At 76.8% G+C, this 17,254-nt stretch carries 18 protein-coding genes; 10 read left to right on the top strand and 8 right to left on the bottom strand.

The annotated features are described in order from the left end of the window. Positions 1-29: 29 nt before the first annotated feature. The 3 genes from KRAD_RS12295 to KRAD_RS12285 all read left to right on the top strand — a co-directional run bounded on the left by KRAD_RS12295 (position 30) and on the right by KRAD_RS12285 (position 5,370). Complete coding sequence (locus KRAD_RS12295) at positions 30-2,174, top strand: RecQ family ATP-dependent DNA helicase (RefSeq protein ID WP_041292061.1); 2,145 nt, start codon at positions 30-32, stop codon at positions 2,172-2,174. Positions 2,175-2,272: 98 nt separating this feature from the next. Then, positions 2,273-3,088: a PrsW family intramembrane metalloprotease gene (locus KRAD_RS12290; RefSeq protein WP_012085935.1), complete on the top strand. Its 816-nt coding sequence runs from the start codon at positions 2,273-2,275 to the stop codon at positions 3,086-3,088. 155 nt (positions 3,089-3,243) lie between these two features. Beyond that, positions 3,244-5,370, top strand: coding sequence for a putative bifunctional diguanylate cyclase/phosphodiesterase (locus KRAD_RS12285; RefSeq protein ID WP_012085933.1), 2,127 nt, complete (start codon positions 3,244-3,246; stop codon positions 5,368-5,370). 9 nt (positions 5,371-5,379) lie between these two features. Here KRAD_RS12285 and KRAD_RS12280 read toward each other — a convergent pair whose 3' ends face one another. Continuing rightward, complete coding sequence (locus KRAD_RS12280) at positions 5,380-6,228, bottom strand: DUF3626 domain-containing protein (RefSeq protein ID WP_012085931.1); 849 nt, start codon at positions 6,226-6,228, stop codon at positions 5,380-5,382. Positions 6,229-6,232: 4 nt separating this feature from the next. Next, positions 6,233-7,057 carry an alpha/beta hydrolase gene (locus KRAD_RS12275; RefSeq protein WP_012085930.1) on the bottom strand — a complete coding sequence of 275 codons (825 nt, stop codon included), beginning with the start codon at positions 7,055-7,057 and terminating at the stop codon, positions 6,233-6,235. Between the two features lie 76 nt (positions 7,058-7,133). On the opposite strand from KRAD_RS12275, the gene KRAD_RS12270 reads away from it, so the two are divergent. Both KRAD_RS12270 and KRAD_RS12265 read left to right on the top strand, forming a co-directional pair. Continuing rightward, positions 7,134-7,490: an ArsR/SmtB family transcription factor gene (locus KRAD_RS12270; RefSeq protein WP_012085929.1), complete on the top strand. Its 357-nt coding sequence runs from the start codon at positions 7,134-7,136 to the stop codon at positions 7,488-7,490. Then, complete coding sequence (locus KRAD_RS12265; protein WP_012085927.1) at positions 7,487-8,410, top strand: cation diffusion facilitator family transporter; 924 nt, start codon at positions 7,487-7,489, stop codon at positions 8,408-8,410. The genes KRAD_RS12270 and KRAD_RS12265 overlap by 4 nt, the downstream gene beginning before the upstream one ends. Before the next feature lie 7 nt (positions 8,411-8,417). On the opposite strand, the gene KRAD_RS12260 is transcribed toward KRAD_RS12265, so the two are convergent. Further along, on the bottom strand, positions 8,418-9,419 hold the full coding sequence (locus KRAD_RS12260) for an alpha/beta fold hydrolase (protein ID WP_012085926.1): 1,002 nt from the start codon (positions 9,417-9,419) through the stop codon (positions 8,418-8,420). Then, positions 9,416-9,991, bottom strand: a complete 576-nt coding sequence (locus KRAD_RS12255; RefSeq protein ID WP_203417561.1) for a hypothetical protein — start codon at positions 9,989-9,991, stop codon at positions 9,416-9,418. Before KRAD_RS12255 ends, KRAD_RS12260 begins: the two co-directional genes overlap by 4 nt. Positions 9,992-10,065: 74 nt before the next feature. On the opposite strand from KRAD_RS12255, the gene KRAD_RS12250 reads away from it, so the two are divergent. From KRAD_RS12250 to KRAD_RS12240, 3 genes are all read left to right on the top strand, one after another. Continuing rightward, a complete protein-coding gene (locus KRAD_RS12250; RefSeq protein ID WP_012085923.1) occupies positions 10,066-10,686 on the top strand; it encodes a TetR/AcrR family transcriptional regulator in 621 nt (206 codons plus the stop codon). A gap of 79 nt (positions 10,687-10,765) precedes the next feature. Next, positions 10,766-11,113, top strand: a complete 348-nt coding sequence (locus tag KRAD_RS12245) for a DUF3817 domain-containing protein (protein ID WP_012085922.1) — start codon at positions 10,766-10,768, stop codon at positions 11,111-11,113. 45 nt (positions 11,114-11,158) lie between these two features. Next, positions 11,159-12,670 carry an ATP-dependent DNA ligase gene (locus KRAD_RS12240; protein ID WP_012085921.1) on the top strand — a complete coding sequence of 504 codons (1,512 nt, stop codon included), beginning with the start codon at positions 11,159-11,161 and terminating at the stop codon, positions 12,668-12,670. A gap of 7 nt (positions 12,671-12,677) precedes the next feature. Here KRAD_RS12240 and KRAD_RS12235 read toward each other — a convergent pair whose 3' ends face one another. Beyond that, a complete protein-coding gene (locus tag KRAD_RS12235) occupies positions 12,678-13,259 on the bottom strand; it encodes an NYN domain-containing protein (RefSeq protein WP_012085920.1) in 582 nt (193 codons plus the stop codon). A 96-nt stretch (positions 13,260-13,355) separates the two neighbouring features. Between KRAD_RS12235 and KRAD_RS12230 the strand changes: the two genes are divergently transcribed. Beyond that, positions 13,356-14,000, top strand: a complete 645-nt coding sequence (locus KRAD_RS12230) for an acyl-CoA-like ligand-binding transcription factor (protein WP_012085919.1) — start codon at positions 13,356-13,358, stop codon at positions 13,998-14,000. Positions 14,001-14,013: 13 nt separating this feature from the next. Here the strand turns inward: KRAD_RS12230 and rlmC are convergent, their stop codons facing one another. After that, positions 14,014-15,132 carry a 23S rRNA (uracil(747)-C(5))-methyltransferase RlmC gene (rlmC, locus tag KRAD_RS12225; RefSeq protein ID WP_012085918.1) on the bottom strand — a complete coding sequence of 373 codons (1,119 nt, stop codon included), beginning with the start codon at positions 15,130-15,132 and terminating at the stop codon, positions 14,014-14,016. 23 nt (positions 15,133-15,155) lie between these two features. Then, the gene (locus KRAD_RS12220) at positions 15,156-15,611 is read right to left on the bottom strand and encodes a GNAT family N-acetyltransferase (RefSeq protein ID WP_012085917.1); all 456 of its coding nucleotides are present in this window, start codon (positions 15,609-15,611) and stop codon (positions 15,156-15,158) included. A 64-nt stretch (positions 15,612-15,675) separates the two neighbouring features. On the opposite strand from KRAD_RS12220, the gene KRAD_RS12215 reads away from it, so the two are divergent. Continuing rightward, positions 15,676-16,260, top strand: a complete 585-nt coding sequence (locus KRAD_RS12215) for a TetR/AcrR family transcriptional regulator (RefSeq protein WP_012085916.1) — start codon at positions 15,676-15,678, stop codon at positions 16,258-16,260. On the opposite strand, the gene KRAD_RS12210 is transcribed toward KRAD_RS12215, so the two are convergent. Further along, positions 16,250-17,089, bottom strand: a complete 840-nt coding sequence (locus KRAD_RS12210; RefSeq protein WP_012085915.1) for an NAD-dependent protein deacetylase — start codon at positions 17,087-17,089, stop codon at positions 16,250-16,252. The genes KRAD_RS12215 and KRAD_RS12210 overlap by 11 nt on opposite strands. Positions 17,090-17,254: the final 165 nt, after the last annotated feature.

The raw sequence follows: 17,254 nt of genomic DNA, 5'->3' as shown, positions 1-17,254 counted from the left end.
TGTCGGGGGCCGGTGGCAGAGTCCTCCCCGTGCCCGCCCCCACCGCCCCGCCCGACGCCGCCCTCGACCGCACGGCCCTGCGCGCGGAGGCCGAGGAGGTCCTGCGCCGCCTCGTCGGGGACCCGGGGGCGAGGTTGCGGGAGGACCAGTGGACGGCGATCGAGGCCCTGGTCGCCGACCACCGCCGGGCGCTGGTCGTGCAGCGCACCGGCTGGGGCAAGTCGGCGGTGTACTTCGTCGCGACGGCCCTGCTGCGCGCCCGCGGGGCGGGCCCCACGGTCATCGTGTCGCCGCTGCTGGCGCTGATGCGCAACCAGGTCGCGGCCGCCGAGCGGGCCGGGGTGCGCGCGGTGACGGTGAACTCCACCAACGGCGAGGACTGGGGCCGCGTCTACGACGAGGTGCGCGCCGGGGCCGTCGACGTCCTGCTCGTCTCCCCCGAGCGCCTGAACAACCCCGGTTTCCGCGACGAGGTGCTGCCCCCGCTGGCCGCGACGACCGGGCTGCTGGTCGTCGACGAGGCGCACTGCGTCTCCGACTGGGGCCACGACTTCCGCCCGGACTACCGCCGCATCCGGACGCTGCTGGCGGACCTGCCCGACGGCATCCCCGTGCTCGCGACGACGGCGACGGCGAACGAGCGGGTCACCGCCGACGTCGCCGAGCAGCTGTCGGTGACGGGGACGCGGACCCTCGAGGACGTCCTCGTGCTGCGGGGCTCCCTGGACCGGGAGTCGCTGCGGCTGGGCGTGGTGGGAGTGCCCACGCACGCGCACCGGCTCGCGTGGCTGGTGCAGCACCTGCCGGAGCTGCCGGGCTCGGGGATCGTCTACGTCCTCACCGTCTCCGCGGCCGCCGACGTCGCGAACCACCTGCGCGCCCACGGCATCGACGCCGTCGCCTACACCGGCCAGACCGACCCCGCCGAGCGCCTGCAGGCCGAGGACGACCTGGTCAACGACCGCGTCAAGGCGCTCGTCGCGACGAGCGCCCTGGGGATGGGCTTCGACAAGCCGGACCTGGGTTTCGTCGTCCACCTGGGCGCGCCGAGCTCACCCATCGCCTACTACCAGCAGGTCGGGCGCGCGGGCCGCGGGATCGACGAGGCCGCGGTCGTCCTGCTGCCGGGGGCGGAGGACCGTGACATCTGGCGCTACTTCGCCTCGATCGGGTTCCCCGCCGAGGACGACGTGCGGCTCGCGCTGGGCGTCCTCACCGACGCCGGTGAACCGCTGTCCACCCAGGCCCTGGAGACGCGGGTCGCGCTGCGCCGCAACCGCCTGGAGATGATGCTCAAGGTCCTCGACGTGGACGGCGCGGTCCGGCGGGTCCGGGGCGGCTGGGTGGCGACGGGGGCGGAGTGGGCCTACGACGCGGACCGCTACGCCCGCGTCGCCCGGGCCCGCGAGGTCGAGCAGCAGGCGATGCTCGACTACGTCGCGACGACGGGGTGCCGCCTGGAGTTCCTGCGCCGCGCCCTCGACGACCCCGAGGCCGCCCCGTGCGGGCGCTGCGACAACTGCGGGGGCTTCGCCGTCTCCGGCGACGTCGACGAGGCCGCGGTGACGCGGGCCGGGGCCGACCTCGACCGGCCCGGGGTCGCGCTGGAGCCGAAGAAGCAGTGGCCGACGGGGGTGAAGAGCCTGGGGGTCCCCGTCTCCGGCCGGATCGCGCCGGCGGAGCAGCCCGGCAGCGGCCGCGCGGTGGCCCGCACCACCGACCTCGGCTGGGGCGGTGCGGTCCGCGAGCTGTTCGCCCCCGGGGTGCCCGACGGCCCGACCCCGGTCCCGCTGCGCCACGCGGCCGCCGCGGTCCTCGACGACTGGGCCCGCGACCTCGCCCTGGACGGGATCGTGGCGATGTGCTCGGCGTCGCGCCCGCAGCTCGTCGCCCACCTCGCCGAGGGGTTGTCCCGCTACACGGGGCTGCCCGTCCTGGCCACGTTCCGGTTGCTGGACGGTTCCCCCACCCGCAGCGACGTGAACTCCGCGCACCGGTTGTCGCAGGTGGCCCGGCGCTTCGAGCTGCCCGAGGACGCGCCGGTGGCCGGGCGGCGGGTCCTGCTCGTGGACGACCGCGCCCGCAGCGGCTGGACCCTGGCCGTGGCCGCCCGCCAGCTGCGGCGCGCCGGTGCGGACGCGGTGCACCCCTTCGTCCTCGGCGACGGGGAGTAGACCGGGGCGGGCGGCGACCGCCGTCCCGGGCCGCGGCCGTCGCGGCCCGGTCGCGCGCCGGGGTTTCGCGGCGGGCGGGCGCGGGCAGGGTCCCCCTCGTGATCGAGCAGACCCCCCGCCGCGCCCGCGGTCTCCGCCGCCTCAGCTGGATCGCCGTCCTGGCGCTGGGGGTCGTCTCCTACGTCGTCGTGCTGGAGGTCATGGTCAGCACGCGGAACCTGAACTTCTTCCCCTCGCTGCTGCTCATCGGCGCCGTCACCGTCCCGCTGACCGTGCTGGTGTTCGCGGAGAACGGCGGCCGGCGCATCCCCGCCCCGGGGTGGACGGTGGCCGGCACCGCCATCGCCGGCGGGATCGTCGGGACGGTGACCGCCGGTGTCCTGGAGTACCGCTCCGAGCAGCAGCTCGGCGCGGCGGCGATGCTGCTCGTGGGGTTCATCGAGGAGGGCGCGAAGCTCGTCGTCCCGCTCGTCGTGGTGCTCCTGGCCCGTCCGCGCGACCCCCGCGCGGGCATCGTCATCGGCATCGCGTCCGGGACAGGTTTCGCCGTCCTGGAGACGATGGGCTACGGCTTCCAGGAACTGCTGCGGGCGCAGGACGTCGCGGCGGTCCACCAGGAGCTGCTGCTGCGCGCGCTGCTGTCCCCGGCGGGCCACGTGGCCTGGACGGGGTTCACGGTGGCCGCGCTGTGGCGCGTCCCCACCGCCGCCCGGCGCGGGCGGGCCCTCGCGGCGCTCCTGGGGGCCTACCTGGCCGCCGTCGTGCTGCACACGGTGTGGGACGTCTCGGGGAGCCTGCCGGTGCACGTGGTCGTCGTGGTCGTCAGCGTCGCCGTCCTGCTCGTCCTGGTGCACCGCGCCCACGTGTCCCGCGGCGCGGAGGACCGCCGGGCGGCCCTGGCGGCGGGGGGCTGAGCGGCGCCGGGGAAACCCGACCGGGAGACCCGACCGGACCCGGACCGGACCCTGCTATACCAGACGTGAGTATCTCAATACGCTGAGTGTCGACGCCGAGCCCGCGCGCCGCCCGTGGTGGGTGCCTCGCGGCGGCGGAGCGGGGGCGTGGCGAGGTGGACACGAGCGAGCTGGACACGGGCCGGGCGGACGCGGGCGGAGCGGACGGGGCGAGCGCCGAGGTGGTGCTGGCGGCGCTGCTGGAGGGTCTCGACGCCGACGGCCGGGTGGTGGTCGCGGTGATGCGCCCGGTCGTGGAGGCGGGGCGGGTCGTCGACTTCGCCCTGCTCACCGCCTCCGGGTCCGCCGCGAGGGCCGGCCTGGCGACGGTGACCGGTCCCCGCCCCCACGGGACGGCGCGGCGCCTGGGCGAGGTGACCCCGCCCGCGCGGTTCCCGGACCTGCTGGCCCTCCACCGGGCGGCCTTCGAGGCCGAGCAGCCGGTGCGCCGCGACGAGGACCACGTCGACGCCCGCGGGCGGACGCGCGCGCTGGAGGTGACCCGGGCGCGGGTGGGCGGACTGCTGGTGGTGACGTGGCAGGACGTCACCGACCTGCGCCGCGCCGAGGCCGCGCGGGTGGCCGGCGAGCAGCGCTTCCGGGCGCTGGTGGAGCACTCCAGCGACATCACCGTCGTCGTGGACCGCGAGCGGGTCGTCACCTACGCGAGCCCCTCCACGCAGCGCTTCACCGCCGACGGGGACGGCACGCTGGCGGGGACGCCCTACGGCCTCCCCCTGCACCCCGCGGACCGGGAGCTGGCCCAGGAGCTGCTCGACCGCGCCTACGCGGCGCCGCCGGGGCAGGTCCTGCGGGAGCGGGCCCGCGTGATCGCCGCGGACGGGCGGACGCGCTGGATCGAGGCGGAGGCCACCAACCACCTCGACACCCCCGGGGTGGGGGGCGTGGTCATCAACTGCCGCGACATCACCGAGGAGCAGCACGCCCGCGAGGCCCTCGCCGCGGAGGCGGTGCGCGACCCGCTGACGGGTCTGCCCAACCGGCGCTACTTCACCCAGGCCCTGCAGCACGCCCTGGCCCGCAGCGCCCGCAGCGGGCAGCCCGTCGCCCTGCTCCTGCTCGACGTGGACCACTTCAAGCACGTCAACGACGCCCACGGCCACCCCGCCGGCGACCGGCTGCTCACCACCCTCGCCCAGCGCCTGCGGTCCAGCCTGCGCCCCTCCGACACCGTCTGCCGGCTCGGGGGCGACGAGTTCGTCGTCCTGGCCGAGGACCTGCACCACCTCGACGAGGCCCTCCTGCTCGCCGAGCGCGTCAACGTCGCCGCCGGCGGCACCTACCTCCTCGACCACGGCGAGGTCCGGGTCAGCGTCTCCATCGGCGTCAGCACGGCGGTGGGGCCCGGGGACCCCGATGCGCTGCTCTCCACCGCCGACCACGCCCTCTACGAGGCCAAGCGCCGCGGCCGCGACCGGGCGGAGGTGTTCCAGCCCCAGCTGCGCGAGCACCTCCTGCACCGGCTCGCCCTGCAGCGCGACCTGCGCCGGGCCACGACGCGCGACGAGCTGGAGCTGTACTGGCAGCCCATCCTGCGGGCCAGCGACCACGCGGTCACCGGGGCGGAGGCCCTGCTGCGCTGGCACCACCCCGAGCACGGCCTGCTCACCCCCGCGGCGTTCATCCCCGCCGCCGAGGACGCCGGCCTGATGCCGGTGATCTGCGAGTGGGTCCTGCACCACGCCGCCGAGCAGAGCGCCCGGTGGGCGCGGGAGCTGGCGGACCGCCCGCAGGTGTTCGTCAACCTCGACCGCCACCAGCTGCACGACCCGGACCTGCTCTCCCGGGTCGGGGCGATCGCCGACGCCCACCACGCCGACCTGACCGGGCTCACCCTGGAGGTCAGCGAGCGGATCCTCACCGAGGACCTGCCGCGCATCCAGCCCCTGCTGCACCTGCTGCGCGCCGGCGGGCTCAGCCTCGCCCTGGACGACTTCGGCGCCGGGAACACGGCCCTGACGTGGTTGCAGCGGATGCCGATGGACGTCCTCAAGCTGGACCGGTCGTTCACCGCCGCGCTGGGCGACCCCGCCAGCGAGGCCATCGTCGACGCCGTCCTCCACCTCGCCCCCCGCCTCGGCATCGCCACCCTCGCCGAGGGCGTGGAGACCGCGGCCCAGCTCGCCACCCTCGTCGACCTCGGCTGCGACTACACGCAGGGCTTCCACCACGCCCGGCCGCAACCGGCCCGGGAGCTCACCGCCGCCCTCCTCGCCCCCTGAGGCCGCGGGTCAGGCGGGCCGGCCGAAGCGGGCGGTGCAGTGCCAGACGCGCTTGAGGACCTGCTCGTCCTCGTGGCCCGCGCGGGCCGCGTCGCCGACGACCCGCGGGGTCAGGACGCCGTCGGCGGCGATGCGCGCGGCGGCCTCCACGACGTGCGGGCCGCGGTAGTCGGGGTGCTCGGCGAGGGTGCGCACGGTGGTGGTGAACCCGGGGTGCCACTCGACGGGCACCCCGAGGCGCGCGGCGTCGGCCTCGACGTCGGTGCCGCGGTAGCAGGGGTCCAGCACGAGCGCCTCGACGTCGTCGGCGAAGCGGACGCCGCCGTGCACGTGGACCTCGACGTAGTCGTCGAGCGGGTCGCGCACCCCGGCCGCCGCCCACCGCTCCCGGACCAGGCCGAAGCGCTCGGCGGTGCCCACGGCCACGGGGTCCTCGGCGCTGTCGGGGAAGCAGGCGGTGCTGCGCGCCAGGACGTGGGGGCGCAGGCGCAGGTGGGCGGATCCGAAGCGGGGCGAGGCCCCGACGGGGTGCCGGCCGTGGTTGAGCGAACCGTGGACGGGCCGGGCGGCGGGCGGGGCGTGGTCGTAGGCCCCGCCGAACAGGCGCGACTCCCAGCGCCAGCGGTCCCCGCCGGGGTGGGCGGTCAGCCCGCCGTTGCCGGTCCCGGTCTCGAACTGGGAGCGGTAGCGCCCGTCGGCGGCCATGGCGCGCAGGAGGGGCACCCCGGCCGCCGGGCGGTCGGGGTGGAAGTGCAGCGTGACCGGCCAGGTCGGGTCCACCGGCTCCCCGCGCGCCCGCCCGGCGACGTGGGCGACGGCGCGCTCGGCGGGGGTGGGCGGCGGGGAGGGGCGGGGCACCCGCTCAGCCGGCCAGGTCGGGGGCGTCCCGCAGCCAGCGCGCGATCCGGCGCAGGCTGGCGTCGAACGCCGGCCCCGGCTCGTTGAGGTGCCCGTGCCGGGTGCCCGGTTCGCACACCGACAGCACCGGGGTCCCCTGCGCGGCGAGCCGGTGGGCGAACTCGTCCGCGGAGCCGCGCAGGCCGTCGGCCTCGCTGGTGAGGACGAACGCCGGCGGGAACCCCGCGAGGTCGGCCGTGCCCGGCACCGCGGGTCCCGGCGCCGCGGACGGGTCGCCGCCGAGGAAGCCGCGGTACATGGCCTCGACGTCCGCCGGCGGCCAGCGCTCCGCCTCGGGCAGCTGCTCCAGCGCGGCGGTGGCCGCCGCGGACGCCGCGGGCGGGACGGCGTGCAGCGTCGGGTAGGCGAGGACGACCGCGGCCGGGACGGGTCCGCCCTCGGCGATCAGGCGCAGGACGGCCCCCGCGACGAGGTTCCCGCCGGCGCTGGCCCCGCCGAGCTGGACCCGGTCGGGGGCGACCCCGGCCTCCAGGGCGTGGGCGAGCCCCCACCGCCACGCGGCGAGGACGTCGTCGGAGGGGACGGGGTAGCGCACGTCGGGACCGGCGAGGCGGTAGCCGACCGCCACGACGAGGACCCCGGTCGCGGCGAGGGCGCGCGCGACGGCGTCGGACTCGGGCATGTCCAGGTCGCCCGCGGCGAAGCCGCCGCCGTGGACCCACACGAACGCGGCCTCCGGGGGGCCCACGGGGCGGTAGAGCCGCAGGTCCACGTCCCCGTGGGGGCCGGGGACGGCGAGCGGCTGGGGGGCGGTGTCCTGGATCGTCACCTGGGTCCTCCGGGGGTGCGCGGCATCGGGCCCGGGCAAGCTACCGCAGCGGCGGACGGCGACGGTTCACCCGTCGATGTACTGTCGGGGGGTGATCGCGTCCCCGGCCCAGGTCCTCGCCCGGTTCGGGCACGCCCTGTCCGACCCCACCCGGTCCCGGGTGCTGCTCGCCCTGCGCGAGGCGCCGGGCTACCCGGCCGAGCTCGCCGAGCAGCTGGGGGTGTCGCGCCAGTCGCTGTCGAACCACCTGTCCTGCCTGCGCGCCTGCGGGCTGGTCGCCTCCGTCCCCGAGGGCCGCCGGGTCCGCTACGAGATCGCCGACGCCCGGATGCACCACGCCCTGGGCGACCTGCTCGGGGTGGTCCTCGCCGCCGGCGACGGCTCCTGCCCGGAGCACGCCCCCGGGCGCGCCCCCGAGGCGGTCGCCCCGTGAGCCACGGGCACGGCCACGGCCACGGCGCGGCGGACCAGAACCGCCGGCGCATCGCCGCGGCGCTGGTCGTCACCTCCGTCGTCCTGCTCGCCGAGGCCGTCGGCGCCTGGGTCTCCGGCAGCCTCGCCCTGCTCGCCGACGCCGGGCACGTGCTCACCGACGTCGCCGGGCTGATCATCGCCCTGATCGCCGCGACCCTCGCCGCCCGCCCCGCCTCGGCGCGGCGCACCTGGGGCTACCGCCGCGCCGAGGTGCTGGCCGCGACGCTGCAGGCCGCCGCCCTGCTCGCCGTGGGGGTCTTCGTCCTCGTCGAGGGGGTCCGGCGGCTGCTGGAGCCGCCGGAGGTGCACTCCGGGGCGATGCTCGTGTTCGGCGTCGTGGGCCTGCTCGGCAACGTCGTCGCGCTGCTGCTGCTGGTGCGCGGGGAGGGCGAGCGCAACGTCAACGTCCGCGCCGCGGTCCTGGAGGTCGTCAACGACGGCCTCGGGTCGGTCGCGGTGATCGTGGCCGCGGGGGTCATCGCCCTCACCGGCTGGACGCGCGCCGACGCGCTGGTGTCGCTGCTGATCGGCGTCCTCATCGTCCCGCGCACCGTGGGGCTGCTGCGGGAGACGACGTCGGTGCTGCTGGAGGAGACCCCGCCCGGCCTGGACCTGGAGGACGTGCGCCGGCACCTGCTGGAGCTCCCCCACGTCCACGCCGTCCACGACCTGCACGCCAGCCGGATCACCTCCGGCCTGCCCGTGCTGTCCGCCCACGTCGTCCTCGACGACTCCTGCTTCCGCGACGGGCACGCCCCGGAGATCCTCGACCGGCTGCAGGAGTGCGTGGCCGAGCACTTCCCCGTGGCCGTCGAGCACGCCACGTTCCAGCTCGAACCCGTCGGGCACAGCGGCCACGAGAGCCCCACGCACGACTGAGGAGCCCTCACCGGCGGCGCACCCCGAGCTCGGTGAGGACCCACCGCACCGCCTCCCGCACGGCGTCGGGGCGCTCGCGGGGGACGAGGTGCCCGCTGCCGGCGGCGACGGTGAGGCGGCTGCGCGTGGACAGCCGCAGCATCCGCCGCTGCCCGTCCTGCCAGAGCTCCTCCAGCGCCCGCCCGGTGGCGGCGTCGAGGCCGGCGGCGGCGTAGTCCTGGGCCCGGCCGCGCGCGACGACCGCCACCGGCCGGTCCCCCAGGGTCCGCCCGCGCACGAGGTCCTCGGTGGCGGTGATCGCCGCCGCCTCCTCGGCGCGGGTGCGGAAGTACGCCGGGCCGGCGGTGACGTCGAGGAACTCCGCCCGGTCCGCAGCCGGGACGGAGGGGCCCAGCAGGACGGGGGCGAGCGTCCGCAGCGCGCCGGTGCGGGCGAGCCCGGCGAGCAGCGGCCACGGGGGGTCCTCGGCGAACCCGGCGGCGCGCAGCAGGTCCGCGGTGCGGCGAGCGTCGTCCTCGGGGCGGGCGTCGAGGAGGACCAGGCCGGCGACCTCGCCGGGGTGCTCGACGGCGAAGCGCCGCGCGAACAGGCCCCCCATCGAGTGCCCCGCGAGGACGTACGGCGGCGGGGACCCGCTGCGCCGCAGCGCGGTGCGCAGCTCGGTCACCACGTGCTCGCCGGTGCGCGGGGCCGAGGAGGGGCCGCTGCGGCCGTACCCGGCGCGGTCGGTGGCGACGACGGCCGCGGGCAGGTCCCAGCCGTCCAGGACGCGGGCGAAGGAGGCGCTGGTCTCCCCGCTGCCGGCCTCCAGGACGACGGTCGGCGTCCCCGGGGCGCCGCTCCCGCGGCGCACCAGGTGCAGGACGGCGCTGCCGGCGTCGACGCGCAGGCTGCCCGCCGGGGCCGGGGGGCGCCCGGTGCGGCGGGCGACCTCCTCGCCGGCCGCTCCCCCCGCGGCGGCGAACGGGAGCAGGGCCAGCCCGAGGGCGGTGCGGCGGCGCAGGCTCACCGCGCGCCCGCCCGGGACTCCGCGCGCGGCTCGGGCCGAGGCTGCGTCCGGGGCGCGCTGCGCGGCCACACCGTGTACGTCAGCGCCCAGCAGAGCTCCACCGCGCAGACCACGCCCAGCAGGGGGAGGAACCCGTCGAGGGCCGCGGTGCGGGCGGGGTCGTCGATCCAGCGCTGCCCGGCGAGGAGGAGACCGGCGGCCACGGCCGCGGCCGCCGCGGTGCGCAGCACGTCGGCCCAGCACCGGCGTGCGTACGCCCGCCCGTGCAGGGCGGCGGGGGCTGGACCGCCGGCGAAACGGTGGGCGAAGCGGACGTCGGCCCACGCCACGAGGCGCCGGCCGTGGGCGAGGGTGAAGCCGAGGTAGACCGCGGCCAGGCCGTGCGCCCAGGTCGCCTCAACGCCGGTGCGCAGGTGGGCGGCGGTCGCCACCAGGAGCACCAGGTCCACCAGCGGCACCGCGGCGAGCAGGACCCCGCCGGCCCGCCGGGCCCGCAGCGGGTAGCGGGCCAGCAGCCCGGCGACCACGAGCAACCAGAAACCGATCTCGCAACCGGCGATGAGCAGCAGCACGACGTCTCCTTGTGAGCACAGATGTGTCAACAAAGAAATTAGCACGGTCGTGCTACCACCGCTACGATCCTCCGGTGCCCAGGCTCATCGACCACACCGAGCGCGAGATCGCGGTGGCCGAGGCCGCCTGGCGGGTGGCCGCCCGCGAGGGCGTCCGCGCGGTGTCGGTGCGCGGGGTCGCCGCCGAGGCCGGTCTCGCCACCGCCTCCCTGCGCCGGGCGTTCCCCACCCAGGCCTCCCTGCTGGCCTACTGCCTGGACCTGGCCCGCCGCCGCGCCGCCGGCCGGATCGCCGCCCTGGCGCAGGTCACCGACCCCGGCTCCGCGCTCGCCGTCCTCGTCGAGCTGCTGCCCCTGGACGCCGAGCGCCGCCTGGAGGCGGAGGTCCAGTTCGCCCTGGGCACCGCCGCCCTCACCGACCCCGCCCTGCGCCCGGCCGCAGACGCCGCGCACGAGGACGTCGCCACCGCCTGCCGCCACGTCGCGCGGGCCCTCACCGGCGGCCCGGCCGCCACCGACCCGACCCAGCCCGACGCCACCGACCCCGCCACCGCGCACCTGCACGCCCTGCTGGACGGGCTGGCCCTGCACCTGGTGCGCCAGGCCCCGGCCGCCCCCACGGGGTGGGCCGTCGAGGTCCTGCGCGGCCACCTCGCGACGCTGGCCGCCGGACCGGCCGACCGGCCCCCGGGGTGAGGGATCACACACCGCCGGCGGCGCGGCCCTCCCGCGCCGGGACGTCAGACTGGGAGGCCCCACCGACGAGGAGGACCCCATGACGTCCGGGCCCATCGCCGCCCGCTGGTTCCGCGTGATCGCGACGTTCGAGGCGGTCTCGTGGACCGCGCTGCTCGTCGCGATGTTCCTCAAGTGGGTCGTCCACGCGCCCCACGAGGGCGGGGTCCCCGTCGTCGGCATGATCCACGGCATCGGGTTCGTGGTGTACCTGCTCTCCACGGTCTGGGCCGCGGTGACCCTGCGCTGGAGCCTGCCGACGACCCTCGTCGGGCTCGCCGCGGGCGTCCCGCCCTTCGGCACGGTCGTCTTCGAGCGCGGGATGCTGCGCCGCGGCGCGCTCCCGGCGGGGACCGCGCGCCGTCCCGCCGCTCCCGCCCGGGGCTGAGGGCTCCACCCGGCCGGGCGGCGGGGCCCGGGGCAGGATGGGCCCGTGCTGCTCGCCGACGTCGTCGCCACCTCCACCGCCGTCGCCGCGACCCGCTCGCGCACGGCCAAGGTCGCGGCCATCGCCGGGCTGCTGCGGGGACTGGACCCGGCCGACGCCGAGCTGACCGCCGTCGTGGCCGCCTACCTCGGCGGCAGCCTGCGCCAGCGCCGCACCGGGCTCGGCGGGCGCAGCCTCAGCGGCCTGCCCGCCCCGGCCGGCGAGGCGTCGCTGGAGGTCGCGGAGGTCGACCGCCGCTTCGAGGAGGTCGCGGCCCTGTCCGGCCCGGGGTCGGCCGGGCGCCGCGCCGCCGCGGTCGCCGACCTCTTCGCCCGGGCCACCGGCGAGGAGCAGCGCTGGCTGCGCGGGGTCGTCGCGGGCGAGCTGCGCCAGGGCGCGCTGGACGCGCTGGTCCAGGACGCGGCCGCGGCCGTCGCCGGGGTCCCCGGCCCCGACGTGCGGCGGGCGGCGATGCTCGCCGGGTCGACGGTGCAGGCCGTGGTCGCCGCGCTGCGCGGGGGCGCCGCGGAGCTCGCGGGCTTCGGGCTGCACGTCGGCCGCCCGCTGCTGCCGATGCTCGCCGCCAGCACCACCTCCGTCGCGGAGGCCGTCGCCGGGTTCGCGGGCCCGGTGGCCGTGGACACCAAGCTCGACGGGATCCGCATCCAGGTCCACCGCGGGCCGGAGGGCGTCCGGATCGCGACCCGGACCCTGGAGGACATCACCGCTCGGCTGCCCGAGGTCGTCGAGGTGGTGCGGGAACTGCCCGCCCGCGCGTTCGTGCTGGACGGCGAGGCCCTCGTCCTCGACGGGTCCGGACGCCCGAAGGCGTTCCAGGACACCGCTTCGCGCACGGCGCAGGCGAGCGGTGACGCGGTGGTGCCGTACTTCTTCGACGTCCTGCACCTCGACGGCGCGGACCTGCTCGACGTCGCGCTGCGCGAGCGCCTCGCCGCCCTCGACGGGTTCGTCCCGCCCCGGTGGCGGACCCCTCGCCTGGTCACCGCGGACCCCGCGGCCGCGGCGGAGTTCGCCGCGCAGGCGCTGGCGGGCGGCCACGAGGGCGTCGTCGTCAAGGACCTCGACTCCCCCTACGCGGCCGGCCGGCGCGGCGGGGCGTGGGTGAAGGTGAAACCCGTGCACACCCTCGACCTGGTCGTCCTGGCCGTGGAACGGGGTTCGGGACGGCGGGCGGGCTGGCTGTCGAACGTCCACCTGGGCGCCCGCGACCCCGCGACGGGGGGTTTCGTCATGCTGGGCAAGACGTTCAAGGGCATGACCGACGAGACGCTGGCCTGGCAGACCGCGCGGTTCCGCGAGCTGCAGACCGGCGAGGACGGGTACGTGGTGACGGTGCGCCCGGAGCAGGTCGTGGAGGTCGCCTTCGACGGCCTGCAGCGCTCGACCCGCTACCCGGGCGGGGTGGCGCTGCGCTTCGCCCGCGTCGTGCGCTACCGCGAGGACAAGACCGCGGCCGAGGCCGACACCCTGGAGACGGTGCTGGCCCTGGCCCGCTGAGCGCGCCTCAGAGGTAGCGCGTCGGGTCGAAGTCGGCCAGCGGGATGATCCGCACGCGGGGCAGGACGACCTTGAACGCGCGGACGTCCTCCTCGAGGTCGAAGACCTTCAGGCCCCGCTCGTGCAGCCCGGCGTACTGGGAGTTCATGAACTCCTTGAACCCCACGAGCCCGACGAGGCGGTCGCCGGTGAGCAGCCGGTCGATCTGCGGCAGGAAGTCGACGTCGTGGCTGCCGAGGAGGACGTCGCCCTCGCGCTCGACCAGGGCGTCCAGGGTGCGCTGGATGCCGATGTCGACGACCTTCTCGCCCGGCCCGCCGGCCAGCGGGATGGGTTGGTAGCCCAGGGCCAGCAACGCCTGGACGAAGGACATCGGCAGGTGCCCCGAGGAGGCGTTGAGGAAGAACAGGCCCTTGGCCGGTTGCTGGAAGGTGGTGCGGGCGAAGTCCAGCAGCCGCTCCCAGCGCGGGCGCTGCTCCGGCGCGGGCCGGCCCTCGAGGATGGAGGCGCCCAGCGTCGCGTCGATGTTCTCGCCGTCGACGACGACGTAGGTCGTCCGCTCGGCCCCGGCGGTCGTCACAGTTCCCACGTGCCGAGGCTAGGGCATCGGCCCCGCCCGCGAGGATCACGTCCGGGCCGAGCGGACGCGGCCCGCCCCGGGGGGCCGCTGTGGCACGCTGTCCCCGTGAGCGAACACGTGGTGGAACCAACCGCCCCGCGCCGCGGACGGCCCCCGGCCTCCTCTCGTGCGGAGATCGAGACCGTGGCCGTCGAACTCTTCCTGACCCGGGGTTTCGAGGAGACCACGCTGGCGGAGATCACCGCCGCGGCCGGGGTGAGCAAGACGAGCTTCTTCCGCTACTTCCCCTCCAAGGCCTCCATCGTGTGGTGGCGCTTCGACGAGTACACCGCGGGTTTCGCGCGGCTGCTGGAGGAGTCCCGCGACCGCGGCGACGCCACCATGGACCTCGTCCGCGCCGCCGTCGTCGGCGCGGTCCAGCGGGTCATCGACGACCAGGGGCTGTGGATGCAGCGCTTCCGCGTCCTGGAGGAGTCGAGCGAACTGCGCTCGGGGGAGTCCCAGCAGTGGGCGGAGTGGCGCGAGCACGTCGCCGCGTTCGTCGCGCACCGCCACGGCCTCGCCGCCCCCGACGTCGTGCCGCAGGCCGTGGCCGGGGCCGTGCACGCCGCCTACCTCTCGGTGCTGCGCCGCTGGCTGGGCGTGGAGCAGCCCGGCCCGCAGCTCCTGCCGGACCTCGACCGGGACCTGCGGTCGCTGTGCGACGTCCTGCAGGGCTGGCTGAACACCGCACCCCGTCCCGAGGGCTGACGGGCGGGACGGGTCAGGTCCGGGAGAGCAGGACCGCGACCTCGACGTGCTGGGTGTGGGGGAACATGTCGAGCACCCGGGCCCGCACCGGCCGCAGCGACGGCATGGCCGCGAGGTCCTTGGCCAGCGTGACGGGGTTGCAGCTGGAGTACACGACGTGGGCGACGTCGGAGCGCTCCAGCCACCCGCTGAGCTCCGGGCCGATCCCGCGGCGCGGGGGGTTCACCACGACCAGCTCCGGCGCCTCGGGCGCCTCCAGCGCGAACCGGGTCGCGTCGCCGGCGGCGAACTCCACGTCGGGCAGGCCGGCGGCGGCGGCGCGGGCGCTCTCGACGGCCTCCGCGCTCACCTCGATGCCGGTGACGCGGCGGCCCGGGGCCGCGCAGTGCAGGGCGAAGCCGCCGACCCCGCAGTAGAGGTCCCACAGGCTGGCCGGGGCGACCTCGTCGACCCAGCGGGCGACCTGGGCGTACAGCTCCCGCGCGACGACGGTGTTGGTCTGGAAGAAGCTCTGCGGACGCAGGTCGAGGTCGACCCCGCCCATCGGCATCCGCAGCGTCGTGCGCTCGGTGAGGGCGATCTCGACGTCGCCCTCGACGACGGCCTTGTGCTCGGGGAGCAGGTTGACGCTGACGACGGCCAGGCGCGGGGCCTCGCGCAGCAGCTGCGGCAGGTGCCGGCGCAGCGCGGGCAGGCGGTCCTGCGAGCGCAGGACGAAGCGGACCATGAGCTCCCCCGAGGGGGACTCGGTGATCAGGACGTTCTTCAGCTCACCGCGCCGGCGCGGGACGTCGTAGGGCACCAGCCCGGCCCGGGTGGTGAAGCGGGCCAGGACGGGCAGGAGGTCGAGGATGCCGGGCGCGCAGACCGGGCACTCGCTGAGGTCGACCCCGCGGCCGGCGGCGTCCAGGATGCCGAACGTGGGCCGCTCCACCGTGCCGCCGACGACCATCTTGGCCTTGTTGCGGTACCCCGCCTCGGGGCTGCGGACGCTCGGCAGCCAGCGCAGGCCCTCGTGGGCGGCGAGCAGCTCGCGGCAGCGCTCCTCCTTGTCCCGGACCTGCCGGGGGTAGGGGAGCTCGATGAGGGTGCACGAACGGCACGCGCGGGCGTCGTAGTAGTCGCACTGCATGGCCCGTCGAGTGTAGGTCGGTCCTAGAGGTCGCGGGCGCAGCAGACCGAGAGGGCCTCCCCCGCGTAGGGGCCGAAGTTCTCGATGCGCTGGTAGCCCTCGCGCAGGTAGAAGCGCAGGGCCTCGGGCTGCAGGGTGCCGGTCTCCAGCACCACCCGGGTGACCCCGAGGGCGCGGGCGCGCTCCTCCAGGGCCCGCAGGACGAGGACGGCGACGCCGCTGCCGCGCCGCTCGGGCCGGACGTACATCCGCTTGAGCTCGGCGAGGCCGGGTCCCAGCGGGCGCAGCCCGCCGCAGGCCACGGCCGCGCCCTCCTCGTCGCGGGCGACGACGAACACCGCGACGTCGGCGGCGCTGGGCGCCGTGCCCGGTTCGTGGTCGTCGCCGCCGTAGCGGGCGTCCAGCTCGGCGCGCTGGGCCGCGCGCAGCCCCGCCCCCTCGGGGGCGTCCCAGTCCTCCACCTCGACGACGAACCCCACAGCGACCCCTCTCGTCCCGGAACGGCCGTTACCGTAACATCCGTCACGGGATGAGGGGGTCGGGATGCCGAAGCGGCGCGACGTCGAGGAGCAGCGGGCGCGGTTGTCCGCCGCGGTATGGTCGGTGCTGGCCCGGGACGGACTGAGCGGGCTGACCCTGCGCGCGGTCGCCGCCCGGGCCGGGTGCACGACGGGACTGGTCCTGCACGCCTTCCGCGACAAGCGGGCGCTGCTGCGGCACGCCCGCGAACTCCTCCACGAACGGACCGGGCGGCGCGCCGACGCCGCCCAGGAGGCGGCCAGGGAACCCCTCGACGCCCTGCGCGCCGTGGCCCTGCAGGCCCTCTCCCTCACCGCGGAGGGACGGGAGGAGGCGCGGGTCTGGGTGGGTTTCCTCGCCGCGGCGGTGTCCGACGAGGAACTGCGCGAACTGCACGTCCGGCACAACCGCGCCTTCGTGCAGCGCGTCGAGCAGCTCCTCGCCGCGGCCCGTCCGGACCTGCCGCGCGCGGCGCGGACCCACCACGCCGTCGGGCTCGTCGCCCTCGTCGAGGGTTTCAACACCCTCGCCGCGGCCGACCCGCAGACGTACTCCCCGCACCGCCAGCGCGCCGCGGTGGACCGCCTCGTCGACTCGCTCAGAGCCTGAGGCGCAGGCGTTCCAGCACCGCGGGCAGGACCTCCTGCAGCGGGGCGTCCACCTTCAGCGCCGCCTTCTCGTCCCCGCGGGTCGGGCCGGCGGTGACGATCGCGACCGGCTGGCCGTTGCGGGCGGCGTGCAGGACGAACCGGTACCCGGACATGACGGCCAGCGAGGACCCGAGGACGAGCAGGACGCGGGCCGCGTCGAGCAGTTCGAAGGAGCGGGCGACGCGGTCCTTCGGCACGGTCTCGCCGAAGAACACCACGTCGGCCTTGAGGGCGTCCTCGCCGCAGCGCCGGCACGCCACCGTGCGGAACCCCTCGAGCTGGGCCTCGGTGAGGTCGGCGTCGCCGTCGGGGTTCAGCGCGTGCAGCTGCTCGACGCGGGCGTCGAACCCGGGGTTCGCGGCGCTCAGGCGCTCGGCGAGCTCGGCGCGGGCGGTGAGTTCCCCGCAGCGCAGGCAGACGACCCGGTCGAGGTTGCCGTGCAGCTCCACGACCTCCCGGGTGCCGGCGGCGAGGTCGAGGCCGTCGACGTTCTGGGTGATCACCCCCGTCACCACGCCCGCGCCCTCCAGCGCGGCGACGGCGCGGTGGGCGTCGTTGGGCCGGGCCCGCCGGAAGTGCTCCCACCCGACGTGGCTGCGACCCCAGTACCGGCGGCGGGCCTCCGCGGAACCGGTGAACTCCTGGTAGGTCATCGGGGTGTGCCGCTGCAGCGAACCGCCGGGGCCGCGGTAGTCGGGGATGCCGGAACCGGTGGACATCCCGGCCCCCTCCAGGACCACGACGCGCCCCCCGTCGAGCAGGTCCGCCAGCGCCTGGAGCTCCGTCACCCCCCCATCGTGCCGGTGCGTCCCCGCCCGCGCAGGCCGGGGACGGCCGCGGCGCGACCCGGCCACCCGCACCCGCTGCCGCCCCGGACCGGGGACCCGGGGACCGGAACGCCTCAAGGACGGGCGGGGACCGGCCGATGGGACGGAGCTGAGGGCGGCGGGTCG

The sequence above is a fragment of the Kineococcus radiotolerans SRS30216 = ATCC BAA-149 genome (assembly GCF_000017305.1).
Classification (GTDB): Bacteria; Actinomycetota; Actinomycetes; order Actinomycetales; family Kineococcaceae; genus Kineococcus; species Kineococcus radiotolerans.
Note: the sequence above shows the minus strand (reverse complement) of the source record. Positions and strands in the feature narration are given on the sequence as shown.